The sequence below is a fragment of the Oceaniovalibus sp. ACAM 378 genome (genome assembly GCF_008085915.1).
GTDB lineage: Bacteria > Pseudomonadota > Alphaproteobacteria > Rhodobacterales > Rhodobacteraceae > Oceaniglobus.
Genome location: NZ_VSJK01000016.1, coordinates 15,271 through 40,861, shown reverse-complemented (window position 1 = coordinate 40,861; position 25,591 = coordinate 15,271). Strand labels below are relative to the sequence as shown.

At 59.1% G+C, this 25,591-nt stretch carries 24 protein-coding genes and 2 pseudogenes; 13 read left to right on the top strand and 13 right to left on the bottom strand.

All coding sequences use genetic code 11. The features are described 5' to 3' along the window. Window positions 1-63: 63 nt before the first annotated feature. The 3 genes from FQ320_RS19300 to FQ320_RS19285 all read right to left on the bottom strand — a co-directional run bounded on the left by FQ320_RS19300 (window position 64) and on the right by FQ320_RS19285 (window position 2,786). The gene (locus FQ320_RS19300) at window positions 64-720 is read right to left on the bottom strand and encodes a GntR family transcriptional regulator (RefSeq protein ID WP_148474970.1); all 657 of its coding nucleotides are present in this window, start codon (window positions 718-720) and stop codon (window positions 64-66) included. Then, window positions 713-1,582 (bottom strand): dihydrodipicolinate synthase family protein, encoded by an 870-nt coding sequence (locus FQ320_RS19295; RefSeq protein WP_148474969.1) that lies wholly within the window; start codon window positions 1,580-1,582, stop codon window positions 713-715. Before FQ320_RS19295 ends, FQ320_RS19300 begins: the two co-directional genes overlap by 8 nt. 424 nt (window positions 1,583-2,006) lie before the next feature. After that, entirely contained in the window at window positions 2,007-2,786 is a 780-nt protein-coding gene (locus FQ320_RS19285) for an SDR family NAD(P)-dependent oxidoreductase (RefSeq protein WP_148474968.1), read from the bottom strand. Between the two features lie 177 nt (window positions 2,787-2,963). On the opposite strand from FQ320_RS19285, the gene FQ320_RS19280 reads away from it, so the two are divergent. The 5 genes from FQ320_RS19280 (at window position 2,964) to wrbA (ending at window position 7,462) form a co-directional block, all read left to right on the top strand. After that, window positions 2,964-3,944: a TRAP transporter substrate-binding protein gene (locus FQ320_RS19280; RefSeq protein ID WP_148474967.1), complete on the top strand. Its 981-nt coding sequence runs from the start codon at window positions 2,964-2,966 to the stop codon at window positions 3,942-3,944. Between the two features lie 61 nt (window positions 3,945-4,005). Next, entirely contained in the window at window positions 4,006-4,506 is a 501-nt protein-coding gene (locus FQ320_RS19275) for a TRAP transporter small permease (protein WP_255509619.1), read from the top strand. Further along, on the top strand, window positions 4,493-5,797 hold the full coding sequence (locus tag FQ320_RS19270) for a TRAP transporter large permease (protein ID WP_148474966.1): 1,305 nt from the start codon (window positions 4,493-4,495) through the stop codon (window positions 5,795-5,797). Before FQ320_RS19275 ends, FQ320_RS19270 begins: the two co-directional genes overlap by 14 nt. A gap of 542 nt (window positions 5,798-6,339) precedes the next feature. After that, a complete protein-coding gene (locus FQ320_RS19260; RefSeq protein ID WP_148474965.1) occupies window positions 6,340-6,759 on the top strand; it encodes a DoxX family protein in 420 nt (139 codons plus the stop codon). Between the two features lie 112 nt (window positions 6,760-6,871). Further along, complete coding sequence (wrbA, locus tag FQ320_RS19255; RefSeq protein WP_148474964.1) at window positions 6,872-7,462, top strand: NAD(P)H:quinone oxidoreductase type IV; 591 nt, start codon at window positions 6,872-6,874, stop codon at window positions 7,460-7,462. A gap of 424 nt (window positions 7,463-7,886) precedes the next feature. Here wrbA and FQ320_RS19250 read toward each other — a convergent pair whose 3' ends face one another. The 6 genes from FQ320_RS19250 to FQ320_RS19225 all read right to left on the bottom strand — a co-directional run bounded on the left by FQ320_RS19250 (window position 7,887) and on the right by FQ320_RS19225 (window position 14,323). Then, window positions 7,887-9,287, bottom strand: a complete 1,401-nt coding sequence (locus FQ320_RS19250) for a four-carbon acid sugar kinase family protein (protein WP_255509617.1) — start codon at window positions 9,285-9,287, stop codon at window positions 7,887-7,889. Continuing rightward, on the bottom strand, window positions 9,284-10,528 hold the full coding sequence (locus FQ320_RS19245; protein WP_148474963.1) for a ribulose-bisphosphate carboxylase large subunit family protein: 1,245 nt from the start codon (window positions 10,526-10,528) through the stop codon (window positions 9,284-9,286). Before FQ320_RS19245 ends, FQ320_RS19250 begins: the two co-directional genes overlap by 4 nt. Next, the gene (locus FQ320_RS19240) at window positions 10,528-11,493 is read right to left on the bottom strand and encodes an NAD(P)-dependent oxidoreductase (RefSeq protein ID WP_148474962.1); all 966 of its coding nucleotides are present in this window, start codon (window positions 11,491-11,493) and stop codon (window positions 10,528-10,530) included. Before FQ320_RS19240 ends, FQ320_RS19245 begins: the two co-directional genes overlap by 1 nt. A gap of 30 nt (window positions 11,494-11,523) precedes the next feature. Further along, window positions 11,524-12,816: a TRAP transporter large permease gene (locus FQ320_RS19235; protein ID WP_148474961.1), complete on the bottom strand. Its 1,293-nt coding sequence runs from the start codon at window positions 12,814-12,816 to the stop codon at window positions 11,524-11,526. Further along, a complete protein-coding gene (locus tag FQ320_RS19230) occupies window positions 12,813-13,301 on the bottom strand; it encodes a TRAP transporter small permease (RefSeq protein WP_187393980.1) in 489 nt (162 codons plus the stop codon). The genes FQ320_RS19235 and FQ320_RS19230 overlap by 4 nt, the downstream gene beginning before the upstream one ends. An 86-nt stretch (window positions 13,302-13,387) precedes the next feature. After that, complete coding sequence (locus FQ320_RS19225; protein WP_370513086.1) at window positions 13,388-14,323, bottom strand: TRAP transporter substrate-binding protein; 936 nt, start codon at window positions 14,321-14,323, stop codon at window positions 13,388-13,390. Window positions 14,324-14,525: 202 nt separating this feature from the next. Here FQ320_RS19225 and FQ320_RS19220 point away from each other — a divergent pair, with 202 nt between their 5' ends. Next, complete coding sequence (locus tag FQ320_RS19220; RefSeq protein WP_148474958.1) at window positions 14,526-15,287, top strand: FCD domain-containing protein; 762 nt, start codon at window positions 14,526-14,528, stop codon at window positions 15,285-15,287. Window positions 15,288-15,575: 288 nt separating this feature from the next. Here the strand turns inward: FQ320_RS19220 and FQ320_RS19215 are convergent, their stop codons facing one another. After that, window positions 15,576-16,523 carry a LysR family transcriptional regulator gene (locus FQ320_RS19215; RefSeq protein WP_255509614.1) on the bottom strand — a complete coding sequence of 316 codons (948 nt, stop codon included), beginning with the start codon at window positions 16,521-16,523 and terminating at the stop codon, window positions 15,576-15,578. Between the two features lie 91 nt (window positions 16,524-16,614). On the opposite strand from FQ320_RS19215, the gene FQ320_RS19210 reads away from it, so the two are divergent. The 6 genes from FQ320_RS19210 (at window position 16,615) to FQ320_RS19185 (ending at window position 23,165) form a co-directional block, all read left to right on the top strand. Then, a complete protein-coding gene (locus FQ320_RS19210; protein ID WP_148474957.1) occupies window positions 16,615-17,637 on the top strand; it encodes a D-cysteine desulfhydrase in 1,023 nt (340 codons plus the stop codon). 111 nt (window positions 17,638-17,748) lie between these two features. Further along, window positions 17,749-18,726, top strand: a complete 978-nt coding sequence (locus tag FQ320_RS19205) for a YeiH family protein (RefSeq protein WP_255509627.1) — start codon at window positions 17,749-17,751, stop codon at window positions 18,724-18,726. A gap of 155 nt (window positions 18,727-18,881) precedes the next feature. Further along, the gene (locus tag FQ320_RS19200; protein ID WP_222861650.1) at window positions 18,882-19,889 is read left to right on the top strand and encodes a TRAP transporter substrate-binding protein; all 1,008 of its coding nucleotides are present in this window, start codon (window positions 18,882-18,884) and stop codon (window positions 19,887-19,889) included. A 124-nt stretch (window positions 19,890-20,013) separates the two neighbouring features. Next, window positions 20,014-20,514, top strand: coding sequence for a TRAP transporter small permease (locus FQ320_RS19195; RefSeq protein WP_187393979.1), 501 nt, complete (start codon window positions 20,014-20,016; stop codon window positions 20,512-20,514). Window positions 20,515-20,538: 24 nt separating this feature from the next. Beyond that, window positions 20,539-21,795: a TRAP transporter large permease gene (locus FQ320_RS19190; protein WP_148474954.1), complete on the top strand. Its 1,257-nt coding sequence runs from the start codon at window positions 20,539-20,541 to the stop codon at window positions 21,793-21,795. A gap of 11 nt (window positions 21,796-21,806) precedes the next feature. Further along, a complete protein-coding gene (locus FQ320_RS19185; protein ID WP_148474953.1) occupies window positions 21,807-23,165 on the top strand; it encodes an amidase in 1,359 nt (452 codons plus the stop codon). 14 nt (window positions 23,166-23,179) lie between these two features. On the opposite strand, the pseudogene FQ320_RS26540 reads toward FQ320_RS19185, so the two are convergent. Then, window positions 23,180-23,278 (bottom strand): annotated as a pseudogene (locus FQ320_RS26540) (IS481 family transposase); the annotation flags it as partial. A gap of 241 nt (window positions 23,279-23,519) precedes the next feature. Here FQ320_RS26540 and FQ320_RS19180 point away from each other — a divergent pair. Continuing rightward, entirely contained in the window at window positions 23,520-23,978 is a 459-nt protein-coding gene (locus FQ320_RS19180; protein ID WP_187393978.1) for a GNAT family N-acetyltransferase, read from the top strand. 41 nt (window positions 23,979-24,019) lie between these two features. Here FQ320_RS19180 and FQ320_RS26535 read toward each other — a convergent pair. Continuing rightward, a pseudogene (locus tag FQ320_RS26535) lies at window positions 24,020-24,345 on the bottom strand (SDR family NAD(P)-dependent oxidoreductase). 335 nt (window positions 24,346-24,680) lie between these two features. Next, window positions 24,681-25,562, bottom strand: coding sequence for an NAD(P)-dependent oxidoreductase (locus FQ320_RS19170; RefSeq protein WP_148474951.1), 882 nt, complete (start codon window positions 25,560-25,562; stop codon window positions 24,681-24,683). Window positions 25,563-25,591 lie beyond the last annotated feature (29 nt).

Genomic DNA, 25,591 nt, shown 5'->3' with positions numbered 1-25,591 from the left:
ATCTCCTCCTCTTTGGTGCGGCTTATCTGCCGCTTTTCCCACAGGTCTGTCCTGTGAAATTTCTTACATACCAAGCGCACGTCGCCGGGCGCTGTCCACATGGGCATGCATCGCAGCCACAGCGCGCGGTGTATCGCGCGCCAACAGCGCGTCGATGATGGCCAGATGTTCATCAAGTACCGAATCCGCCAGATCGGGCAACATCCGAGTGTCGGAATTGCAGATCAGACGGATCTTGATCGCGTTCACCCGGTGTATGTCAGACACGATCCGGTTGCCCATGGCATCGACCACATGGTCGTGAAAGGCCCAGTCCATCATCTGCGCCCGGCCCAATTCTTCCGACGTCAGGCCGATGCGGGCCCTTTCCTGCATGCTGCGGTGATCGGCGGCAATTCTGGCGATGTCTTCCTCGGGCGCGTTGGCGCAGAAGGCGGCGATCGCCTCGCCCTCGATCATGTGACGCAGCTGAAACGCATTGCGCACGAGGTTCAGGTCGACGTTCAGCACCTGAAGGCCGCGTTTGGGCACCGTCTGAATCAGCCCGTCGGCCTCAAGCCGGGGGATCATCTCGCGGATTGCGCCCAAAGGCATCCCGGTCATTTCGACCAGTTCGCGTTGTGATATGATCTGGCCGGGCGTGATATCCTTGGCCAGCAACCGTGCAGTAAAGCTGGAATAGGCGTGATCACGCAGACGAGATTCGGCAGCGTTAGACACGGGCGGGTTCGTCCGCCCCCTGCGCCAGAAGGGCCGCCCGCGCCGAGGCCGAAAGCGGCGACAAGGGCGCGCGCAGGTTCTCCCATGCCGGATTGCCCGTGGCCTGTGCCAGCAGCGCCCTGACCCCGGGCACCACCGGCCCCGACACCACGGCATCGACCTGCCGCGACAAAGCGATATCCTCTTTCGCTGTGTCGTAAAGGGCGCGCAAACGGGCCGGATGCAGGTTGGCCATGCCACAGATCGACCCTGCCGCGCCCATGGCCACGGCCCGGTGCAACAGGCGTTCGTCGCCGACAAGAACCGGCAGACTGCCATCTTTCAGCAGGCGTTCGGTGTTTTCCCAACTGCCCGAACTGTCCTTCAGCGCGATGACCCGGTCGGGGTAATCGGCGCGCAGCCCGGTGACCAGTTCGAACGACAGCGGAACGCCAGTGATCTGCGGAATGTGATAGAGAATGAATTTCGCTCGCGGGTTTGCGATCTTGAACAGCTGTTCGTGCCAAGCGCGCAGGCCCGCATCATCGGGGGCGGGGAAATAGTAGGGCGGCAGCAGCAGGAAGGTATCGATGCCGTATTCCAGAGCCTGATCGATCTGCACGACCGTATCGCCGATCGAGGTGGCGCAAAGGCCGACAAAAACCTTTTCCGGTGCAATCCCGGCCTCGCGGAAAGCGGCAAAGACCGGTGCGCGTTCGGCAATAGCGATGGACGCGCCTTCACCGGTGGTGCCGAACAGGGTGACGCCATGGGCGCCCTTGTCCATCACGTCGCGGGCGTGGGCGAACAGCAGGGTTGTGTCGATCTCACCGTCGGTGGTGAAAGGCGTCAGAAGCGCCACGGATATTCCGATTCCGGCCATGTGGCCTCCATTCAGGTTGCTGATCACAGCCTAGCGATAAGTTACGCTGACAGTCAACGTAACATGTCACAGATTCTTGAGAAATGTTTTGCAGGGCGAGGGGCTACACGCCACCGCCTCTATGCCGGGGTGATCGCACCAGATTCCGTGTAAGATCGCCCGGCTTTTCCCGTGGCGGGCCCAACGCGCCGGCGCATATGCTCCGAGCCGAGGCGAGACAAGCAAAGCCGCGGTCGTCCAGCATCAGTGCTTCATCCGCACCCATTTTGATCGCCTGAATTAGGGCCTTCAATCGGGAATGAGAGTTCAGCCGCAGATTGAACACGTCCGGCGTCGAACAGCGCGCGGTCGATGTCAGATGCATGAGCCGCCGCTCTTAAGGGCGGCCCAAAAACGGGACAGGGCAAGCAACCGACGGCTTCGCCTACGGCATCAACTGCCCGCCATTTACTTCAATGGTCTGGCCAATGATATATCCGGCCAGCACATCTGAAGCGAGGAACAGATAGGCGCCGACGCAATCCTCGGCGACCCCGAGCCGCTTTTGCGGAACTGTCGCCAGCATACCTTCGAGTTGCTCTTTCGTCGAATACCGCTCGTGGAACGGCGTGGTGATGACACCCGGGGCGACGGCGTTGACGCGGATACCAAACTCGATCCATTCCTTCGCCATACCCCGCGTCACGTTCGACACGAACGCCTTGGACGAGCCATAGAGCCCTGCCCCGCCGCTTGCCCCATTGCGTGCGGCGACTGATGTCGTGTTGATGACGAATCCGCCCGCCTTCTTCAGGTGTGGCAACGCCACGCGCGAGGCCGTGATGATCGAACGCGCGTTGAGATCCATGATCGCTTCGTAATCTTTCTCACTGGCTTCGGCGTAGGGAACGCGTTTGACCATCCCGCCCGCGTTGTTGATGAGGCCCTGCAACCCACCAAGCGCCTCTGCCGCTTCCTCAACGGCCCGGGCAAGAGCAACCGGGTCGCAGGCATCAGCCTGCACCAGGGCGACCGTGCCGCCGTTTTCGCGGATTTCAGCGGCAAGGGTCTCGGCGGCATCGCGGCTGGAATTGTAGTGAAGGCCGACCTTCGCGCCCTGTGCGGCAAAAGCCCGGGCGAGCGCCGCACCTATCCCTGTCGATGCCCCCGTGATGAGGACGGATTTTCCGGCAAATTCTGACAATGTGTACGAGGGGTTCAACATTTTTCAGTCCTGTTCTGGGCGACTATCAGCGAAATTTGGTTCGAAAACCCTGCGAAATCAGTGGCGTTACAATGTCGATCACAGAGTTCTTGCGTGAGATTGGAAGGTCGCGCAATACTTGTCGAGTCAGTTCAACACTTCGGGCGCGGCAATCGCGGTCGTTCATGGGGAGACAATATGAAACGTTCAGCCAGAATTGCAATTGGTGCGGGTCTTGCAGCGCTGCTCACCGGACCATCATATGCGACCGAATTGGTAGGAGCCGTACAGTTCAACGAGGACCACGCCTTCACCAAGGCTCTGCGCGAGTTCGAACGTGTTGCTGGCGAGTGTTCCGGCGGTTCACTGACTTTCGATCTGCATCTCAATTCGGAACTGGGACTTGAGAAGGACTATTTCGAGAACATGAGCCAAGGGATCGCGATCGATTATGGTATCGTCAGCCCGTCGCACATGTCCACCTTCTCGCAGAAGGCGCCGTTGATGGACATGCCCTTCCTGTTTCGCGACCTGGACCACTGGAACGCCGTGATGGAACAGGACGCGCTTGCACCGCTGGCTCAGGATGTACTGGAGCAGGCTAATGTGCGGCTGATCGGCTATGCGGGCGGCGGAACCCGGAATCTGATTGTAAACAAACCAGTCACCAACATGGCAGAACTCAAGGACCTGCCGATGCGCGTGATGGGCGCACCGATCCAGACGCGGATCTTCGAGGCGATTCAGGCTGCGCCCTCGGTGATTGCCTATGATGAGGTGTACAACGCCATCCAGACCGGCGTTATCGACGCCGCCGAAAACGAAGCGGCGGGCATCGAGCAGATGAAATTCTACGAGGTCGGCCCGGATATCGCGTTGACGAAACACGCGATCACAGTGCGTCCTATTGCCTTTGCCAATGCCACCTTCGAGCGGCTGACGCCCGAAGAGCAGGATTGCGTGCTGCAAGGTGGCAAAGCGGGCGGCAAGCTGGGCCGTGACGTGGAAAGCGGCGAGGACAGCAAAAAGCTCGACGCGATGGAACAGGCCGGATTGCTGAAGACCCATGAGTTCACCGAGCGTGATAAACTGCTGGAACTGGCCGAACCGGTAAAGCGCGCCTATGCCGAAGAACTGGGCGCGACCGACGTTCTTGATTCCATCAACGCCGTCAAATGATCGCTGACGGGTGCGCGGCTTGATCTGCGCACCCGCCTGTTTTCCCTATCCGGAAATGTGAATGGCAATGCGCGTGCTTCTGAACGGCTATTACCGCTTTCTGAAACTGATGCTGACGTTGCTGATAACGGTGCTGATTGTCCCCGTAGCGATGCAGATCCTCAGCCGCTATACCGGTCTAATTCCCCGATATATCTGGACCGAAGAGATCGCTCGCTTTTGCTTTGTCTGGGTGATCATGGTCGGATCCATGATTGCGGTGCGCGATGGATCGCATTTCGACGTTGATGTATTGCCTCACAGCTCTAACAGGATGATCGAATTCGCGATGAGCCAGATCGTCAACATCGCGATTCTGGCCATGGCAGTCTCCTTCCTGTGGTGGGGGTGGGACTTCGGCAAACTAGGCGCGCGCCAACAATCGGAAATTTCGGGTCTGCCGATGCTGGCGATTTATATTGCCTGGCCGCTGGCCGGATTTACCTGGACGCTGTTCATCCTTGAGCGGATCTTCGACGATTTCGCCGACTATCGCGCAGGAGAGCCCAATGGGACCAGCTGAAGTCGCGGCCATCCTGTTTGGGACATTCGGAATACTGATCATCCTGCGGGTTCCCGTGGCCTTTGCGCTGGGTCTTGCGGTTGTTCCGGTGTTCTTCATCGAGGAACGGCTGACCCCGATCTTGCTGATGCGCGAGATGTTCAAGAGCTATAACTCGTTTGTGCTGTTGGCGGTGCCGTTTTTCCTGCTGGCGGCGAATCTGATGAACTCCTCGGGTATCACCGACCGGTTGATCCGACTGGCGCGCGCGATGGTCGGGCATCTGCCCGGCGGTCTGGGGCACGTCAACGTTGTGGTCTCGATGCTGTTTGCCGGCATCTCGGGCTCGTCAACCGCGGATGCCGCCGGGATCGGATCGCTGCTGATTCCACAAATGCGCAAGGAAGGTTATGACGCATCGTTCTCGGTCGCGATCACCGCCTGTTCGTCGGTAATGGGCGTGATCATCCCGCCCTCGATCCTGATGATCGTCTGGGGCGGGCTGATGTCCGTGTCGATCGGCGGCCTGTTTCTGGCAGGTGTGGTGCCGGGCATCCTGATCGCCGGATCGCAGATGATCACCATCTATTTCTATGCCAAACGGCGCGGCTATCCGGTCCATGCGCGCTCTACCTTTTTCGAACTGTTGCGCGCGATCGCCTCGGCTACCTTGGCGCTGCTGACGCCCATTATCATCGTTGGCGGCATCGTCGGCGGCTTCTTCACTCCGACCGAAGCGTCTGTCGTTGCTGTGATCTATTCGCTAATCCTGGGGGTGTTCGTTTACCGGTCAATCGCGCCCAGCCAGCTTCCTGCCGTGCTCTATGACAGCGCCCGCTTTGCTGCGATCACGCTGTTCTGTATCGGCACCGCGTCGGCGTTCGGATGGTGTCTGGCCTATTTCAAGATTCCGGCCGCCTTGGTGGAGCAGATTGACCAGATGGGTTTGGGCGTTATCGGCATCGGCATCATGACGGCGCTGGCCTTCCTGCTGATCGGCATGTTCATCGACGCAATCCCGGCCATCATCATCCTTGGAACGGTGCTTTATCCGGTGACAGAACATGTCGGCATGCATCCGATCCATTTCGCGATCATCGGCGTGATGAGTCTGGCCTTTGGGTTGGTCACGCCACCCTATGGGCTGTGCCTGCTGATCGCCGCCTCGATCGGGAAGATCCGGATGATCGACGCGCTGCGGGATGTCGCGGTGATCTTGCTGCCGATGCTCGGCGTGTTGCTGATCATCATTCTGGTCCCCGACCTGATCCTCGCCCTGCCCCGCTGGTTCATGCCTGCCTTCATCGACTGATAACCATGAACGGCTTTTGGACGTGGTGGCGCGCGGGAGCAGCAAAGCTCTGCTGATTGGCCACGGCCAGAACGCGCGCACGGAATAAAGTTCGCCTCCGCGAGCCATCATTGCATTAATCGCAATAGTGAATGCAACATTATAGCCATTCACGGCAATGGCTGGTTCGGCTAATATCGGGTTCAAGCGAATATACCATCCGGGAGAAACGCGATGCTCACGCAGCTCAAAGGCCTGCACCACGTCACCTCGATGGCGTCGGACGCGCAGGTGCCGACGACTGTTTCTGGGCGATATAGTGCCGCACTGCTGATGGAGTGCTGTTCGAGATCGCAACGCACGAGCCCGGCTTAACTAAGGATAAGGACCTGGCGCATCTGGGTGAGGCGTTGAAACTGCCCGATCACCTCGCCCATCTGCGCGCACGTCCGGAACAATCCCTGCCCGCCATAAGCAATTAAGCTGAAAACCTGACACCGTCCGTGGACCTTCCGTCCTCAGGCGCCGTTGTCCCATATACTGATAAAGAAATGGAAACCAATATGACCCCCAGCCAGCTCGAAACCGTATGGGCCCCGCGCATGCTCAGCGTCCTGCGGATCGTGACCGCTTTGATCTTCCTCGCGCATGGATCGCAAAAACTTCTCGGGTTTCCGGCGTCTGACTTCGCGCCTGCTGCATTCACGATGCCGTGGATTGCCGGTGTGCTGGAGCTGTTCGGTGGCGCGTTGCTGGTGATCGGCTTGTTCACCCGCCCGGTCGCCTTTGTTCTCTCGGGCCTGATGGCGGCGGCCTATTTCATCGCCCATGCGCCGCAGAGCTTTTACCCCGCCCTGAACGGCGGCGATGCCGCGATTCTGTTCAGCTTCGTGTTCCTTTATCTGGTGTTCGCGGGCCCCGGACCGTGGAGTGTCGACGCTCGGCGCAACCAACGATCCGGCACAGCCAGCACAACCATCTGACACGTTATTCGAAGGCTGCCGCCGTGGCACCGGCAGCAACAAGCAGCCCGTTGGGGCACAGTCACTGGCCCCGCAGCGCTTGCGCAATCACCCCACTGACAGGAGAACATCCATGACCGTCAAACTCGCCATCGTTTATTATTCCAGCTACGGCACCAACCACCAGATGGCCTTGATCGCGGCCGAGGCGGCAAAGGCCGCCGGTGCCGAGGTGCGGCTGCTGAAAGCCCCGGAAACTGCCCCGGAGAAGGTCGTCGCCGGAGTCGATGCCTGGAAGGCACATGCGGAAAAGACCGCAGATATCCCCAACGCGACGGCCGAAGATATGGAGTGGGCGAATGCCTATCTCATTTCGGCAGGGACCCGTTTCGGCGTCATGGCCAGCCAGATGCGCGCCTTCATCGATACGCTCGGCGGTGTCTGGGGCAAGGGTGGGCTGGCGAACAAGCCGGTTTCGGCCATGACATCGGCCCAGAACACGCACGGCGGACAGGAGACGACCCTTGTTTCCTTTTACACCACCGTCATGCATTGGGGTGGGATCGTTGTCGCGCCGGGGTACACTGATGAGGTCATCTTCAAGACCGGCGGCAACCCCTATGGCTACAGCCACACTCAGGGTGATGAGTTCACCGAAGAGGTGAAAACAGCGATCAGTCACCAAGCACGCCGCCTCGTTGACATTGCCGGAAAGCTGAACTGACGCGTAAGGCACCTGACTTTTTAACAGGATTCAAGACTGGCACGATCAGCCATTTTGTTGGTGGCCGTGCCAGCGCCGGGCAGCGCGATCCGCGGTTTCTTGCGGATTCCTCCCGGCAAGCGATCACGTACAGTCAAGATACCGGGCGGGCAGCCGGGTTCACCCGCCGACGGCATGTCCCGCACGCAGCAGTGACATCACCATCCCGTATCGACCCCAGTCCAATCACTACATCACTCGTTCTCCCGCAGGAAATTGGCGTGATTTACAAGTCTCTGCCGCTCCAGAGCCGCCGGTGATGCCCTATTCGCGTACAAAATGATGAGATTGCAGTCTGCAGCACAGTCTGGCGCGATACGCGCGGAATTTTGATTCCACTTTCATTGGCTGACTGGCTTGAGGCGGAAGCCCGGTCAACGACGCTTCAGATTTCCTTACCCGGATCCAGCGCGCGCACGAACACATCGGGCGCGCCCAGTTGGCCGCCCTTGAGCACAACCTCCAGACCTTCGAAGATAGGGTCGCTGACATGGCAGTGACAAATCGGCGCTCCGGGGGCAAGCGGGTGTTTCAACTCCAGAGCGGTGACCGGCAACGCCTCCAGCACCCGGCCCGACGTATCGCCACCGGCCACGACCAGGCGTTTGAGGTCAAAGCGCGGCACTGCCGCCAGCGCAATAGCTCCCAGCGCATCACCGATGGCGGACTGTGCCTGGTGCATTGGCATCGCGCGGCGTGCCGCAAAGTCGGTCAAAGCCGCATATGCCGGGTCGTCCACCGTTCTGGCTGCGAATACAAGAACCGCCTGATACCGATCGAAAGCCGCAGCAATTTTCGTCAGGACAAGCGCGACCTCGGCCTGTGCTTCTTCGGGGCTTGCGGCTTTGCACACATCCAGACGGATCAATGCAAATCCAGCCGCTTCGGCATGGGCAATCTGATCGGCGGTGACCGGCGAGCAACTGCCGGAAAGCACCAGAAGTCGATCCGCTCGGGCATGGATTGGAAAGGCCGGAGGCGTTGCCTCGACAGCGCCCTGCGAACGCCAATGTGCAACCAGCGCATATTGCAGCCCGGAAGAGCCCGGCGAAAACACCGTATTCTCACTGTTTTCCCAGATCATCCGACCGGCCGCGGCCTGACTGACCGGATCAACGACATCGATGAAAGTGATTGCGTGGCTGGCCTGCGCCTGAGCAATCTTGGCGGTCGTCAGCCCACGAGCCATATCGCCCAGATCGATGCCGGCAATCTCCATGTCTGTCTGTTGCGCCATATGCAGCCGAAGATCGGCTTCGTGCATCGGCGTCACAGGGTGGCGTGACATGGTGGGGTGGCGGTCAATTCTGTGGTTCACCCCCGCAGCCGTGGCGAAGAGATTGCCAAAGGCCTGCCAACGCCCAAGTTGCGGTGCGCCGACAACTGCAGGAATCCATCCCGGCGGTACCGTGCGTGCGCCCAGTTCCGTGGCCTTCCCGACAGAGCCAACATCCGGGGCAGAATCGAACGTAGAACACACCTTGTACTGCAGGACCCGAGGATTCAGAGAGGCCAGCGCTTCAAAGATATCGGGCAGGTGCGTTTCCATCCATTCCGGCCCCCGCGACCGCGCGGTGCCTGCGATGCCGATGACCTGATAATCCGCGAAGGCTGCCAACTCTGCGGCGTCGGGGTTGCGGGTGAACAGAACCGTTCTCAGCCCTGCCAGAGCGGTCACCTCCATTGCATCCGTCGACCCGGTGAAATCATCACCATAAAACGCCAGCAACACGCCGGAAGGAAGTTTGTCGGTCATCGGTTTGTCAGTCATCTGTCTATCGGTCATCGGAAGGTTTCCATGGCTTGCGCCAGCAATGTCGACCCCGCCGCAGCACGTTCCAGCGACACGCCGGACCGGGCCGCGTCCCATGCTTCGCGCAGCGCCCGCACGCCTCCTGCCGTTCCAGCCGGATGCCCGATGATTCCGCCGCCCGCACAATGGATAAGGTCGGCAGATCCCAGTCTGTCCCACGTGGCATGCGCCTGCCAGACGGTCTGGCCAGAGGAAAACACCGGCATCACCGTCATAGGCCTGTCGGGATGCAGCGGGGTCAGCAACGACCGGGCAGAGGCAATTACGCTGTCGTCCGGCTCCCAGAATTTGTTGGCGATACCGTTGACATGCATGTGGTCGACCCCGGCCAACCGCCACAGTTTCGACCATGCCGAAAACGACCAGCCGTTGTCGGGACTGCGGCCCAGATAGCCCCAGCCGTTGCGATGGGCATGGATCGGAAGCTCGGAGTGGCGGCGAAACGCCAGCGCACCCGCCAGCCCCACCGAATTCAGGCTGAGCATCGCGCAGGTACCGCCAAGTTCGCACAACAGGTCATGCCGGCGACGCATCTCGTCCAGATCGCCCGTCAGATTTGCCGCATACATGACCCGCCGTCCGGTGCGATCTGCATGACGCTTGATCACCGCCATCACGGCGCGGGCACGGGCGTCGAATGGACAAACCGACCCGTCGGCCTGTAGTTCGTCATCCTTGATGAAATCAATCCCACCAAGGACCAGCTGTTCGACAAGTGCGGCGGTTTCCTCGGGGGAAAGACCGACTGACGGCTTGATGATCGTGCCGATAAGCGGGCCTTCGGACACTCCAGAAAGCCTCCGGGTGCCCTCAACGGCGAATGCGGGGCCCGGTTGAGGGTCAGAAAATTCGGCTGGCAGGTGCAGGTCCAGCAACTTCAGCCCGGCGACATCGGCCAACTCGAACAGGTTGCCTGCCACCGTGGCGACGAGGTTGGGAAGCGATGGCCCGACGATTGCCATGGGCCACGACAGGATCATGCGAAAACTGCGCAAGCGCCCCGGCTTTGCCCCCGGTAAAGCAGGAAGGCCCGAATCCGAAACTTCCTCAAGCGACTCGACCCGCGCGGCAGAACGGTCGCGCAGGGCATCGCTTTCACCTGCAAGCCGGATGAATGTACCCGATGATTGCTCACCCGCAATCACTGCTGCTACCGTCTGCGGATCGCCGGCAGTGCGCAGGATATATTCTGCACGGATGCGCGACGCAGGCATTATCCAGCCTTTGCCACAGATTTCAGCCAGCCATGATAGTCGTTCAGACCGTCGCGGATATCACTGAAGCGCGGGCTGAAACCCAGCGAGGTCCGTGCCTTGGTGACATCCAGCGGCGCACCCCGTTCAAAGAAGTTGCCGTCACCGAGCGTCATGCCACTGTCGCTGCCGACGATGTCCGTGACAGCGGCCACGATCTCGCGGTGCGGCACCAACACACCGGATGAAATGTTAAACGCCTGTCCGCGGGCCACCTCGGCAGGCGCGCGCAACAGCCGCATCACGCCCTGCGCGGTATCGCGAACATGGGTCCAGTCCAGCGCCTGATCGCCTCCCGCCGGAGCGGCGACGTTGCGCATCCCCTGCAACGGGCCGAACATTGCCTGGTACAATACGTGCATTGTCGATGGCAACTTGCCCGGCCCATAGACGAAATAGAGGCGCGCCTGCCGCACATCGATGTCATAGGTCGCGCCGTATTGCGCGGCCAGTGTCTCGTTCGCCACTTTCGTTGCGCCGTACAGGTCCGACGCGATGGCGGGCGTTTCTTCGGTTTGCCCGCCGGGCGCAGTGCCATAGATCGCGCCGGAACTCAGATTGACGAACTTCGGCACGCCAAGGATGCGGCAGACCTCAAGCACGTTGAGCATGCCGATCGTATTGACCTGCACGTTGCGGAACGGGCGCAAACGGAATGTCGGTCCGGCGATCACCGCGACCCCGAAGACCACCGCATCGATGCGTCCCTCATAGGCGCGCATCCGTTCGAACAGCGTGTGTGTGTCCAGAACATCGACATCCTCGAAGGTCAGCCGATCCTGATGCGGTTCGAGGTAATCCAGCCCCCTGCCCGCAAGTCCGCGCGCGCCGAGATCAAAAATAACGACTTCTTCCGCCTCGGCGGCAAGGTCGTGTGCAATCCAGGAGCCAACATGCCCCATACCGCCAAAAACAAGAACAGCCATTCGATTTCTCCAAAAGATGCGCCCGACGCGTCAGCGCAATAGAAGTTCGGGCAAAAACAGGACAAGACCTGGGATAAAGGTGATCGCCAGAAGCATCCCCAGCAGCGGAATGTAGAACGGCATGATTTCACGGACGAGTTCCGAGAAGGGTATGTCCGCCACCTTCTGCACCGTGAAAAGAACCGTTCCGACAGGCGGTGTGACAAGGCCGATCATCAAGTTGAAAATCATCGCCACGCCGAAATGCACCGGATCAATCCCATAGCTTGTCACCAACGGCACGAGGATCGGAGTGAGCAGGAACAACGCCGGGACCGAGTCGATGAACATGCCGACGACAAGGATGAACAGCGTCAGCAAAATCAACAGCAGATATTTGCTTTCGACCGTAGCGGTCAGCGCCTCTACGATCTGCGTGGTCACCTGATACCGTGCCAGCACCCAGGCATAGAGCGCCGATCCAGCGATGATCGCCAAAAGCGCAGCCGTATCGACAGCCGTGTCGCGGCAGATCGCCCAGAGTTCGGAAAGAGTAATGGTTCGATAGACAAGGAAGGCAATCACCAGACAATAGGCCACCGCGATCACCGAAGCCTCGGTCGGGGTGAACAAACCGGAAAGGATGCCGGCCACGATGATGACCGGCGTCAGCATCGGAAGAAACCCCTGCATGACCGCCGTCAAAACCTGCGCAATGCTCGCCCGCAAGGCTACCGGATAGCCGCGCCTGTGCGAGATGATCGCGACAAGAGCCATCAGGCTCAGCCCCATGAGAACGCCCGGGATGATAGAGCCGAGGAAGACCGCCGCAATCGACACATTGGCAAGCGCACCATAGATCACTGCGGGGATGCTTGGCGGAATAATTGGCCCGATCGTGGCCGACGAGGCAGTTACCGCCGCGCTGAAGCCGCGGCCATATCCATCGCGGTCCATCGCCTTGATCATCACCGGGCCAAGTCCGCCGGCATCCGCCACGGCAGACCCGGACATGCCGGCGAAAATCATCGAGGACAGGACGTTCACATGGCCAAGCCCGCCCCGAAGGTGGCCCACCATAACCCGCGCGACATTGAAGACCCGGTCCGAAATGCCCGAGGCATTCATCAACCTGCCGATCAACAGAAAGGCGGGAATGGCCAGCAGGGTAAAGCTGTTGACGCCGTACAAGGTGCGCTGCGCCAACATCTCGTATGGGATGCTATCGAGTCCACGGTTCGCTGCAAGCACCGCGATGGACGAGCCGATCATGGCGAAAGCGACCGGAACGCCGATCGCCATCAGCAGCAGGAGCGTTCCGAAAAGGGCGATGAGGATGGTCAATCGCGTGTCTCCCTGACTGCGGGTGCAAAAAGCTGGTCCCGGACGTCTTTCAACACGAGCACCGTATAAAGAAAAAGTCCGACGCCTTGGACACCATAGATCACCGACATACGCAGCGGCAGCGTACTGGCCATTGCGCTTCCGCTTTTGACCATCATTTTTGCCGCGCCGACGATCAACGCGATGCCGATGAGCGCCGTCAGAAGATCGGCCAACGCCTCGGTTATGCGCCGCATACGCAGGGGCATCAGATCCAGCGCGACAGTGACCCGGATGTGCTGGCCGTACCGCTGCGCGATACTCAGCCCGAGAAATATCTGCGCGATGTACAAGAACCGCGACGACTCGTCCGTCCATGGCACCGCGACGGAGAGCGCGTAACGCGCGGCAATCTGGATGAACATCACCACCAGCATGCTGATGAAAGCGAGGATCATCGCCGTCTCGACCACGCGCCAGAATGTGTTTGGCGAAAGCTTGGGCATACTCTGTTCCACGGGCATCACCGCCGTTTCATTCTGTAATTGAATTGCCCCGGCCGACGCTGCGCGCAGGCCGGGGCGGGTTACGATCAATCGATCTGCGACAACACGTAATCGCGGACTTCCGGCGCAAAGCCTTCAGCGACCTTACGGATGGCCGGCTTGGCCTTCTCGCGGAAAGCGGCGACATCGGGTTCGACCACTTCCATGCCCTCGGCGACAAGCTTGTCATAGGCCAGCGACTCGCCGCTCTTGGCCAGGTCGTCGCCCCAGACGATCGACTCGTCGATTGCGGCCTGGACCAGCGCGCGATCCTCTTCCGACATCCCCTGATAGAAGTCTTCATTCATCAACCAATGGAAGAACGAATAAACGTGCTCTGTCTTGTTGACGTAATCCTGCACTTCGTAGAGCCGACCGGCATAGATCAAATCGACCGGGTTTTCCTGCATTTCGATCACACCAGTCTGGAGCGACGTATACACTTCGGGCCATGCGATGGGGCTGGGCAGCGCGCCGACTTCTTGCCAGATCGTCACCCAAGGGGTGATTTCAGGAATGCGCAACCGCGCTCCAGCCACATCTGCCGGCTGCATGACAGGCTTTTTTGAAGTCAGGTTGCGCGGATTGCGTACCGAAAGCCCGACCAACCGCAGGTTCGCATTGGCGACCATCTCGGCCTGCACGGCTTCGCCGATTTCGCCTTCGTAAATGCGTCGAGCCGAGGCTGAATCATTAAAGACAAACGGCAGATCCGACGCGGCATAGCGCGGCGCATACAGCGACATTGGCATCGAACCGCCAAGGGCGATCTGGTATTCACCGATGCTCGCACCTTCGAGGTGATCGCGCTCACCACCGACTTCGGTGCCAAGGAGCGTTACGGTGAAACGACCGTCGGTGCTCGTTTCAATTGCGTCCTTCAGACGCTTGCCCACCTGAAACATCTCATGGCTTGGATCAACGTGGAGCGCGATGCTGATATCTTCGGCAAATGCCGGAACGGCAAGTGAAACGCTTCCCAACAGGGCAGCGAGAACAACATTCTTCAAGGCAACCTCCCAATTTTATCGCGCACAATCCACTTTTAGGACTATCGCACGAAACTTTCTGTAACTGGTCTGACCATCTGACCATCAGAACAGTGTTGCATTTCTGTGCGTCGAGTGTCTCTCTTGTCAAGAGCGAATTGCGGGATCGGCCGGAATCGAACGAAGGGACACAAACATGACCTCGCAAGGGCAAGACCGGGCGCAGGCCCCCGCCCCCCGTGAACGGCGGACCGTCCGTCGCCGGCGGATGCACGAGGACCTTGTGGATGTCCTTGCCGAGGACATTCGGCAAGGCATCTATCCAGTCGGAGATCCGCTACCCTCGGAGCGATGCCTTATGGATGAGTTCGGGGTATCTCGCCTGACGGTACGCGAGGCGATGGCGGCGCTGGAAAGTCACGGCCTGATCGAAACCCGGCCCGGAACCCGGGCGCGTGTCTGCGGTCCACGCGCCGATTTTCTACTGAGCATGCTGTCCCAGGCTGCCGTGTTCTACCTGCAACAACCCGGTGGCCTGCACACCTTCGGCGAGGTTCGCGAACTCGTGGAAACCGGCGTAGTCCGGCTCGCGGCCGAACGTGCAACCGCTACGCAGATCGAGGAATTGGCAGCTCGGCTGCAGGCAAACCGCGATGCCATCGGCGATACAAAAATATTCGGACAAACTGACATCGAATTTCACCTCGCGGTCGCGCAGATCGTCGACAATCCGATCATCTCATCCTTCTTCCGCGCCGTGGAGCAATGGTTGCAGGAGGTGCGCGACATCAGCCTGCGCAACGAGGGGCAGATGGACATCGCCTATGCCGCCCATGCCAGAATCTTCGAAGCGATCAAGGCCGGCTCGCCGGATCTTGCCGCTCAGGAAATGCGGGTTCATCTGCACCAGCTCGCCACAATCTATCCCCGGAATCCCGACGCCAAGTCGCCTTTCTAGGTTCGATCCCATGGTTAGATGGCGCGATCCTTTCTCAGGAATGGAAGGAATCAACGTGGGACAGGTTCGTCATGGAAGCGCCAGAAACCCGATCTTGCCGCCGAGACACTTGGGATCGGCGGCAATCGTCTTGAGAGTCGCGGCGGCGGTTGCGAAGGCAATGCCAATTGCGGCAGGAGTTATAGCTCGCAGGCTTCGGCATGGCCGCCGAGCGCGGCGGTCCGCCAAAGAGCGTTCAGAAACGCTGTCCGGTATTTGTGAAATCCACATCAGCGTGCCCGGGCCGTCTCAGGCTTCTTCGGGGGGCGCGAGGGGCAACATGTGCCCTGTTTGGGCACGGGGATACAGCAGGGTCAGCAAATACTGACGGATCTTTTCCTTGTGCGGGCGGCGCGGTTCGGACAGCCAGAGCATCAGTAGATTCATCTCGCCCGAGGGCAACACGTCGTCAAGTCGACACAGATCGCCCCGTCGGATCGCCGCCTGAACCAGCGATTGCGGCAGCCAGGCAATGCCAGTGCCGTTCAGCGCATAGCGGTACACCGCCAGAGTTAATGCCGTTTCCGCCTTGGATATTACAGAAACACCGGCGGGCATGCGCGGTGCAACATTCAGCGCAAAAAACTGGCCCAAAAACACCTCTGCGGGATAGCTGATTATCGGGATCACCGGACCTTCGGCGGTTTCGCGCAGGCCGGGTGTGCAGACCGGGATCAGCCACTCTTGGTCCAGCGTGACCCTTTCAAAGGCATGGGGAATTTCCGTCGGAAATGTATGCGATTCGTACATAAGCGCAAAATCGACCTCGCCCGACAGAATCATCAGCAGGCATTCGTCATGGTTGCCCGAGCGGACCCGCACCGAGGCGCCGGGTGTTTCGGTCAGCGCCGCAACGATGCGGGGCGACACCGTGGCGGTGATGGCGTGCTGGCATGCGAACACCGTGGTGCTGCCCGTGGTGTTTGATGCATCGCGCAGCCCCGAGCGCAGCTTGACCAGCCGCGCGGCAGCCTCGCGCAGATCGGGCTCCAGCGCCCGGACAGCCGGCAAGACCTTGATCGGCTTGTGGCTGCGGTCGAAAAGCTCGGCGCCGATGCTATCTTCGATCATCCGTATTCGTCGGGTAAAGGCTGACTGCGTCAACAGCCGCCGGTCCGCCGCTCGCGCCAATGAGCCTGTCTCCATGACGGCCAGTATGTCTTCGATCCATTCCAGTCGCACTCTCACCCCTAACATGCAAGTTCTGCATCATACGCGCCTTATTAAGCACTATGGATATCGGGAAATCCAGTATAACAGTTGTTTGAAATAAATTGAGGACCATACTATGCATCTTGCGCGTTTCCCCCGCCGTTTCATCGCCCACCTTCCCACGCCGCTAGAGCGTATGGACCGCCTGACCAAAGAACTGGGCGGACCCGAAATCTGGATCAAGCGCGACGATTGCACCGGTCTCAGCACTGGCGGCAACAAGACCCGCAAGCTTGAGTTCCTGATGGCCGAGGCCGAGTTGCAGGGCGCCGACATGGTAATGACCCAAGGGGCGATCCAGTCGAACCACGCCCGCCAGACCGCCGCCTTTGCCGCCAAGATGGGGATTGATTGTCACATCCTGCTGGAAGACCGCACCGGCTCGAACGATGCGAACTACAACAACAACGGAAACGTATTGCTTGACCATCTACACGGCGCGACGACCGAAAAGCGCCCGGGCGGCGTCGACATGCACGCCGAAATGGACAAGGTGGCCGACCGCCTGCGCGCCGATGGTCGCAACGTCTATGTCATTCCCGGGGGCGGATCGAACCCAACCGGCGCGCTTGGCTATGTGAACTGCGCGTTCGAGATGCTGGCGCAGGTCAACAATTCGGGCACTGCCATCGACCATATCGTCCATGCCACAGGCAGCGCTGGCACCCAGGCCGGTCTGATCGTCGGGCTCAAGGCGATGAACGCGCAGATCCCGCTTCTGGGCATTGGTGTGCGCGCCCCGAAAGAGACGCAAGAGGCCAACGTGTTCAAGCTGGCCTGCGCGACTGCCGACAAGCTGGGATGCAGCGGCGTCGTGCAGCGCGAGGATGTGGTCGCCAACACCGATTATGTCGGCAAGGGCTATGGCATTCCGACCGAAAGCGGGCTTGAGGCGATCCGCATGTTCGCCGAACTGGAAAGCATCCTGCTTGACCCGGTATACTCCGCCAAGGGCGCGGCGGGGCTCATCGATCTGATTCGCAAGGGCCACTTCAAGAAGGGCGAACGTGTCGTGTTCCTTCACACCGGCGGGTCCGCGGCGCTGTTTGGTTACGATGCCGCGTTCAACTTTGCCGATCGCTGGACCGCACCGGCCTAGGCAATCTGCGCCGATACCCCGCGACCGATTTAACCAACCAGGACGATCATGGCATTCCTACCCGCCTTTTTCACCGCACGGCTTGGCTTGCCGGCCAGCCCCGGCACGCTGATGCCGGGGCTTTCGGTGGCGGTTGTGATCGCAATCGCCGCAAGGTTCCTGTCGGATCATTACGGCGTTCCGGCGATGCTGATGGCGCTGATCCTGGGTATTGCGTTTCATTTTCTGGCCGAAGACGGACGCTGTGTCGCGGGCATCGACTTCACCGCCCGCACGGTCCTGCGGTTCGGAGTGGCGCTGCTGGGGGCGCGTATCAGCGTCGATTTGCTGATCGGGCTCGGGGGGCCGGTCATCCTGCTGACCATCGGCGCGGTCATCGTCACGATCCTGTTTGGTCTTTTGGGCGCACGGCTTCTGGGGCGGGGCTGGCGGTTCGCCCTGTTGACCGGCGGATCGGTGGCCATCTGTGGCGCCTCGGCGGCCATGGCCATCGCCGCCGTACTGCCCCGCAACAAGCACTCGGAAAGCAACCTGTTGTTCACCGTGTTGGGGGTCACCGTGCTGTCCACCGTCGCCATGGTGGTCTATCCCCTGCTGGCGGCCACCGCAGGGCTTGACGAGTTGGCAACCGGAATCTTCCTGGGCAGCACGATCCACGATGTGGCGCAGGTGGTGGGTGCGGGGTTTTCGGTGTCCGAAGTGACCGGGGAAACCGCCACCCTCGTCAAACTGATCCGGGTGACGATGCTTGCCCCGGTGGTTTTGTGCATATCCCTGGTCATGCGCGCCCGGGGCGAGGCCGACGGGAACGACACCAGTCGCCCGCCCTTGATTCCGGGTTTCGTCCTGGCGTTCCTGGCGCTGGCAACGGTCAATTCCTTTGGCGCCATACCCATCGTCATTGCCGATATACTGGCCGACCTGTCCCGCAATCTATTGCTGGTTGCAATTGCAGCGGTGGGAATGAAAACAGCGCTTCGAACGGTTCTTGATGTGGGCGGACAGGCTATCGTCCTTATCGTCGCCGAAACGGTATTTCTGGCAGCATTCATTCTGATCGGATTGAAATGGCTGGAGCAATTTTCCTGACCGGATAGTCCGGCCGCAATGGATACAGGATAGCGGGCAGTCGGCTCATCCACACAACGCCGATCATGCAACCAAATAACCAAAAGCGGTACTGAAGCCGCATCGACGACCAGAATCCGTATCGCAATAAAGAAACTTAATCTCGGGAGAAGAAAATGACTAAATGGTATCCGCTTGGACGTGCAATGATCTTGGGCGCGGGATTGGCAATGGCCGCCCATGGCGCATTTGCTGAAACCGTTATAAAACTTGCCCATGACAACGTACCAGACCACCCCATGGGCAAGGGCTTTACCTTCTTCAAGGAATATATCGAAGAGCAAAGCGGCGGGGAATTCCGCGTCGATATTTTTGACAGCAGTAAATTCGGCAACTTCGACAGCGTGGTTCAGGGCCTTCAGTCCGGTCTCTTGCAGATGGGCTCATCCTCGACACCCAACCTGTCGCCGTTCTCAAAAGATTTCCTGATCTTCGACATGCCCTACCTGTTTCCCAGCTATGAGGCGGCCGATCTAATCACCGACGGCCCGGTGGGGCAAAAGGCGGCGCAGGCACTGGCAGCGACCGGCATCATCGGCCTTGGTTATATCGACATCGGTTTCCGCCACATCTTCAACAACCAGCGGGTCGTCGAAAACGTCTCGGACGCGGCCGGGCTGAAGATCCGCTCGACCCCGAGCAAGGTGCATATCGCCACGCTCAATTCCTTCGGAGCCAACCCCACGCCCATCGGCTGGAGCGAGGTCTATACCGCCCTGCAACAAAAAACTGTCGACGGGATCGACATCGACCTCAATCTGGCCTGGTTCAACAATTTCCACGAAGTGAACAAGAACCTGACTCTGACCGGCAGCACCTATAGCCCGCATCTTGTGATGGTCAGCCAGATGTTCATGGAGTCGCAAAGCCCGGAACATCAGGCTCTGATCCGCGAAGGCGTGGAAAAGATGAAGATCTTCGAGCGCGATCTGATTCGCAGCAACGAGAAGGAAATCATCGAGAAAATGCGCGACGCCGGTGTCAATGTGGTTGAATTGACCCCCGAGCAGCTGGAAGAATGGAAAGCTGTCACCGCACCGATCTATGACGAATTCGAAGAAGCCGTGGGCAAAGATCTGATCGAACAGGTCCGCCAGACCATCGCCGATCATACTGCAAAGTAAACTGCATTCCTGCAACCGAACCGAAAAATCATTCGCGGCATGAAACATGTCGCGAATGATGCGACAGTGGTACCGGGCGTTGATCGACCGGGGGGGAAACAATTGGGAAAGGGGCAAACCGACGATGCTTTTGAAATTGCAACGCGGACTTATGCGGTTCGAGGAAATAGTCGCGGTATTGTTTCTTGTCGCGATTGTCGTCCTGATCCTTCTCCAGGTCTTTAACAGATATGTGCTGCAAAGTAGCCTTGTCTGGTCGGAAGAACTGGCGCGTTTTCTCTTTATCTGGCTGGTTTATCTCAGCACCAGCTATGCCGTTCGCGACAACAAGCATCTGGCGATATCCTTTCTGCTGGAATACAGCAGATCGGCCAGGGCCAGATTTAAACTTCAGGCCGTATCACTGATCGCAACTGCAATCTTTGCGGGATTTTGTATCGTCTGGGGCGTGGAAATGCTGTTTTTCCTCAAGAAGACCGGTCAACAAGCGCCGGCTTTGGAGGTCAGCATCATCTGGGTCTATCTCGCCCTTCCCGTATGCATGGGGTTGATGCTGATCCGGTGTTTCGCAGCACTCTGGATCCTGATCGCAGGATACCAGTCGTCTACGTCCATGGATTTATAGCCGCACAAGGCAGGAGACGACCCGATGCTCATATTCATTTCACTTATCATTCTTCTGGTTCTTGGCATCCCGATCGGCGTGTCCATCGGCCTGAGCGTGATCATCAGCATGTTTGCGGAAGGAATTCCGTCGACGTTTCTGGTCCAAAAGTTGATCACGTCGCTCGATTCCTTTCCCCTTCTGGCCGTGCCCTTCTTTATCATTGCCGGCGAGATCATGCAGAAAGGCAGCATGGCTGAGCGGCTGCTCGATTTCTCACGCTGTCTCGTCGGTCATATCAGGGGCGGGCTTGCGCAGGTGTCGATCCTGACCAGCCTGTTTTTCGGGGCGCTCAGCGGCTCTGCGCCTGCGACAGTCGCAGCAGTCGGCGGCATAATGATCCCGACCATGCGGAAAGGCGGATATGACAACGCCTTTTCCACCGCGGTAAACACATCGGCGGGTTGTCTGGGCGTGATGATCCCGCCGAGCATCCCGTTGATCATTTACGGAACGACCGCCGGCGTTTCTGTCGGCGACCTGTTTATCGCCGGCATCATTCCCGGCTTGATCGTCGGAATCGCGCTGATGGTCACTGCATATATCATTGCCCGGCGGCGAAAATACGAAGCCGCAGCCGAGCGTGCGTCGGTAAATGCAACACTTGTGGCGCTGCGGCGCGCCGGTCATGCATTGATGGTTCCGGTTATCGTGCTTGGCGGTATCTATGGCGGTATCATGACCCCCACCGAGGCCGGTGCCAGCGCCGTTGCCTATGCCCTGCTGGCAGAGACATTCTTTCTTAAAAGCATGAGTCTGGCAAAACTCTGGGATGCGCTTCGCAGCGCCTCGATGACGACGGGAACGATCCTTTTCCTTGTCGCGACCGCCACCGCCTTTGGCCAAGTGCTTCTTTATAACAACGTTCCGAATACCGTCATGGGGCTGTTTGCAAATATCTCGGACAGCAAGTTTCTGGTATTGCTGGTGATCGTCCTGATCCTTCTGGTCTTTGGCACATTCATGGATGCACTGGCCAATATCCTGATCTTCACGCCACTGTTCCTTCCGATCATCAAACAGGTTGGGGTCGATCCGATACATTTCGGTATTGTGATGATCGTAAGCGTCGCTATCGGCTTTCTCACACCACCTGTTGGGGTGAACCTGTTCGTCGGTTGCGGGATCAGCGGTATAAGCATCCAAAAGCTGAGCTATGCGGTCATTCCCTTCCTCGCGGCCATGCTGATCGCGCTGCTGATGATCATGTATATTCCGTTCATAAGCCTGGCCCTGATCTAAGGAGCGTTTCCATGCAAAAGGCATTCACCCCGTCCGGCGGCCTGCAAGACCTTGTTGATCGCATAAAGACAGGCGTGGAAACCGCCGAAGCCGTCTGTCGGCGCTATTTGGACAGGATTGAATCTGTCGACGACAAATATCAATCCTACGTTCATGTCGATCAGGATGCCGCCATGGCAATGGCAGCCGAAGTGGATCGGAAATTCGCACAGGGTATCGATCCGGGGCCCCTGGCCGGTGTTCCAGTTGCCGTCAAGGATTTGCTGGCAGTCTCGGGGATGCCCGTCAAAGCAGGTTCGCAGGCGGATGTCGCAGATATCATCGGGGCAGAGGGTCCATTCGTAAGGGCCCTGCGCCAATCCGGCTGTGTCATATTGGGCAAGACACGGACCACCGAATTTGCCGCCGGCGCGCAGAACATCAGCCATATCACCCCGTGGAATCCCTGTGACGAACAAACACGCCGAACCCCGGGCGGGTCCAGTTCGGGATCGGCAGTGGCGGTTGCGGCCGGTCTTTGTGCATTCGCCATAGGATCGGATACTGGCGGATCGGTGCGCGTTCCGGCCGCCCTGTGCGGGATTACCGGTTTCAAGGCATCGGCCGGAACTTGGTCGCTGGATGGCATTTTTCCATTGTCGACGGCGCTGGATTCGCTGGGATTTCTCACATCCGGTATTTCCGACGCGATTGTCATCAACAATGCGATGTCCCCGCGCGCCCAGACCGTCGACCAGAAAGAAATCCATGGGCTGCGCTTTGGCGTTCCGCGCGATTGGCGCGACGGTATCACGGACAATCGGGTCGCGACCGACTTCGGCAATGCCATTTCCAAGCTTTCCGAGGCCGGAGCCGTCATCGAATATATCAATTGGCCGGATCGTGACGAGCAAAAGGAAGTCATCGATATTTTTGCGACCCTGGTTCCAAGCGACCTGATGGAAGCCCTGGGTCGCGCACGCGTGGACGCCAACGCCGATCGTATCGATCCGATTGTCCTGAACCGCCTGCGGGGTGCGATCGAAAGAACGTCGGCCGAATATGTCCGATTGTCCCGCCGCAAGACCGAGCTGGCGGCAGAATCCGTGTCGCGCATGGCCGGTCTGGATGCCGTTGTCAGCCTGACAACTCCGATCACGGCACCAGTACTGAAGGATTTAGGCGCTCTTGAACCGGCCCTGGCGTTCATTTCAGCCGCGCTGCGAAATGCAAGGCCGGCAAACGTCTATGATCTTTGCGCCGCCAGCTTTCCAATCCAGAATTCTTGTCCGTTGCCAGTCGGTTTGCAGATCGCCTGCGTCCACGGCAAAGACAGCGAAATGCTGGGCATTTCGAAGGCTGTTGAAAGCGTCCTCACCCCCGTTGTGTAGCAAGAGTCGTCTACTCAGCTGTTCAGTCCCGTCATCTGGTGGATCGGATCAAGAGTGAATCGATCCCGCTCTGAAGTCCAGATTCTCCAGATGTATTTGTATGGCGTGAGGCCGCTGAATAGCGTCCGTTAAGGGGGTGTTGATTTCGGGATGGCCATTCGGAATCTGTCCCCTGCAAAGCCGAGGCGCAATGACGCCGGGCGCGGTCCCCGCAGCAAGTTCAGCCATGCATTCACCAACGGCCAGTGCGCGCATTGCATGGTATCTGTCATGGTCCATAAAGTTGACGCCTTCACTCAGATCGAGAAAACTGCGTGGGATCGACAGCACTTGCTCCAACTAGGAGGACATCTCTTGACTGAAGAACGTGCAGCCGTGCATGTCCGTCCTGCACAGACTTCGGATATTCCCGGCTTGGTAAGGATATTCCGTACAGCACGGGCTGCTCGTATGCCTTGGTTGCCTGTCTTGCACAGTCCGGAGGCCGATCAGCGATTTTTCGAAAACCGCGTTCTGGGTGTCGAAACCATCGAAGTTATCGAGCGGGACCGGGTGCTGAAAGGGTTCGCGTCGCTCCACGGTGACTGGATAAACCATCTCTACATTGCACCTGACGCGTGGCGGCAACGGCTTGGTTCCTTCCTCCTGCAAAGGGTTCTGTGCAGAGTGAACTTTGTTCAGCTTTGGGTGTTCGAGCAGAATACCGACGCGCAAGATTTCTATCGTCACCACGGCTTTGAGGTTTCCGAACGGACTGAGGGAGCCAACAACGAGGAGAAATGTCCCGATATTCGCATGATTTGGACGAGGTGATATTTCCTTGATATCTTACACTCGACCCTCGCCGGTTTCTGTCAACTGCACAGCACACCGCCATTGATTTGGATATTGGCCCCGGTGATGAACGCCGAGTCGTCGCAGGCAAGCAACAGCACAAGGTTCGCCGTATCCTCGGACGTGCCTTGCCGTTTGACCGGGGCCGCCGCCTCGTATCCGCGGCGGGCCGCGTCGGCGGTGTGGATGTTGTGGAAATCCGTCTCGATCATCCCGGGGCACAGGGCGTTGACGCGGATGTCCGAACGATCGCGCCCGACTTCATGTGAGCAAGGCAGGCTTTGGTCATCAGGAAGGTGCTTTTCAGGTTAAGGTCCCTTACCGTCTGCCAGTGTTCCAGCGGCATTTCGGCGATGGTTTTGCGCGCGATCGGCCCGCCCGCATTGTTCAAACAGAATGTCGACGCCGCCAAAAGCCTCCACAGTCTTCTCCACCAGCGCCTCGACGTCCGCGGGCTTTGCCGCCAAGCGCCTTGATCTGCGCCACGGTCTCCTTGGCCATTTTGCCACTGGTGAAATAGTTGATCGCCACATTCGCACCTTCAGAGGCCACCTTGACGGCGCAGGCGCGTCCGATGTCGCGCCCCACCGGTGACGATTGCGGTTTCCCCCAGGACCTTCATAGTCTTTCGATCTTGTTCTTGTGGGCGTATCGCATCGACCTGGGGCGCGCTCCGTCGGTCTAGGCTTCAAGCTTCCGGAAATAGTCGAAGATTTCCGGAACGTTGCCGTCGCCCATGCCCGCGTTCACGGCAGCCTGCAGGTTGTGTGAGGTGCCCTCGGCGATTTCGGCCCGCGTTCCCAAATCCTCGGCCATCTTGAGGAAATATCCGAGATCCTTGTTGGCATTGCTGATCGAGAAGCCCAGATCGCTCACGCCATCGACCGCATAGTTCTTGCAGAAGCCCATGAAGGGCGAATTCGACGGACCGGTCGACATGATCTCGTAAAGTTGCTGGCGGTCGACACCCGCGCGTTCGGCCACGGCGAAGGCCTGGCTCATCGTGCAGACGGTGGTCATGCCCATGAAATTGTTTATCAGCTTGGTCACATGACCGGCGCCAAGCGCACCAAGGTAGAAGACGTTCTCGCCCTGCTCTTCCAGCACCGGTTTGACCTTGTCGAACGTCTCTTTGTCGCCTCCGACCATGATGTTGAGCAAGCCGTCCTTGGCGTGCGCCGGGGTACGGCCGAGCGGTGCATCGATCATCCCCGCGCCCTTCGCCGCCAGATCGGCACCGATCTGGCGGGTCGAGGCCGGGATCGAGGTGCCGAAATCGATCAGCACGGCACCTTTTCCGATACCGGCCAGAATGCCATTGTCGCCATACACAACCTTTTCGACAACTTCGGATGTGGTGAGGCAGAGCATGACGATATCGGATGCTTCGGCCAGTTCGCGAGGCGATGCGGCCTCGCGGGCATTGCCGCGGTCGATGACTTTCGCCACCGCATCCTTGTTCAGATCCATCACGACCAGTTCGAAACCCTTCTTCTGAAGGTTCTCAACCATATTTCCGCCCATGAGGCCGAGGCCGATGAAGCCGATGACAGGTTTGGACATGCCGTATACTCCTTTTAGTCGTTCTTGAT

What these genes read in the sequence shown, in the direction of transcription:
- FQ320_RS19275 (WP_255509619.1), top strand. Translation starts at nt 4,006, where the DNA reads ATGGCAATGCGCGTGCTTCTGAACGGCTATTACCGCTTTCTGAAACTG.
- FQ320_RS19170 (WP_148474951.1), bottom strand. Translation starts at nt 25,562, where the DNA reads ATGTCCAAACCTGTCATCGGCTTCATCGGCCTCGGCCTCATGGGCGGA.
- FQ320_RS19195 (WP_187393979.1), top strand. Translation starts at nt 20,014, where the DNA reads ATGCTTTTGAAATTGCAACGCGGACTTATGCGGTTCGAGGAAATAGTC.
- FQ320_RS19295 (WP_148474969.1), bottom strand. Translation starts at nt 1,582, where the DNA reads ATGGCCGGAATCGGAATATCCGTGGCGCTTCTGACGCCTTTCACCACC.
- FQ320_RS19285 (WP_148474968.1), bottom strand. Translation starts at nt 2,786, where the DNA reads ATGTTGAACCCCTCGTACACATTGTCAGAATTTGCCGGAAAATCCGTC.
- FQ320_RS19185 (WP_148474953.1), top strand. Translation starts at nt 21,807, where the DNA reads ATGCAAAAGGCATTCACCCCGTCCGGCGGCCTGCAAGACCTTGTTGAT.
- wrbA (WP_148474964.1), top strand. Translation starts at nt 6,872, where the DNA reads ATGACCGTCAAACTCGCCATCGTTTATTATTCCAGCTACGGCACCAAC.
- FQ320_RS19200 (WP_222861650.1), top strand. Translation starts at nt 18,882, where the DNA reads ATGACTAAATGGTATCCGCTTGGACGTGCAATGATCTTGGGCGCGGGA.
- FQ320_RS19210 (WP_148474957.1), top strand. Translation starts at nt 16,615, where the DNA reads ATGCATCTTGCGCGTTTCCCCCGCCGTTTCATCGCCCACCTTCCCACG.
- FQ320_RS19250 (WP_255509617.1), bottom strand. Translation starts at nt 9,287, where the DNA reads ATGACCGATAGACAGATGACTGACAAACCGATGACCGACAAACTTCCT.
- FQ320_RS19220 (WP_148474958.1), top strand. Translation starts at nt 14,526, where the DNA reads ATGACCTCGCAAGGGCAAGACCGGGCGCAGGCCCCCGCCCCCCGTGAA.
- FQ320_RS19215 (WP_255509614.1), bottom strand. Translation starts at nt 16,523, where the DNA reads ATGTTAGGGGTGAGAGTGCGACTGGAATGGATCGAAGACATACTGGCC.
- FQ320_RS19280 (WP_148474967.1), top strand. Translation starts at nt 2,964, where the DNA reads ATGAAACGTTCAGCCAGAATTGCAATTGGTGCGGGTCTTGCAGCGCTG.
- FQ320_RS19260 (WP_148474965.1), top strand. Translation starts at nt 6,340, where the DNA reads ATGACCCCCAGCCAGCTCGAAACCGTATGGGCCCCGCGCATGCTCAGC.
- FQ320_RS19240 (WP_148474962.1), bottom strand. Translation starts at nt 11,493, where the DNA reads ATGGCTGTTCTTGTTTTTGGCGGTATGGGGCATGTTGGCTCCTGGATT.
- FQ320_RS19245 (WP_148474963.1), bottom strand. Translation starts at nt 10,528, where the DNA reads ATGCCTGCGTCGCGCATCCGTGCAGAATATATCCTGCGCACTGCCGGC.
- FQ320_RS19205 (WP_255509627.1), top strand. Translation starts at nt 17,749, where the DNA reads ATGCCGGGGCTTTCGGTGGCGGTTGTGATCGCAATCGCCGCAAGGTTC.
- FQ320_RS19190 (WP_148474954.1), top strand. Translation starts at nt 20,539, where the DNA reads ATGCTCATATTCATTTCACTTATCATTCTTCTGGTTCTTGGCATCCCG.
- FQ320_RS19230 (WP_187393980.1), bottom strand. Translation starts at nt 13,301, where the DNA reads ATGCCCAAGCTTTCGCCAAACACATTCTGGCGCGTGGTCGAGACGGCG.
- FQ320_RS19270 (WP_148474966.1), top strand. Translation starts at nt 4,493, where the DNA reads ATGGGACCAGCTGAAGTCGCGGCCATCCTGTTTGGGACATTCGGAATA.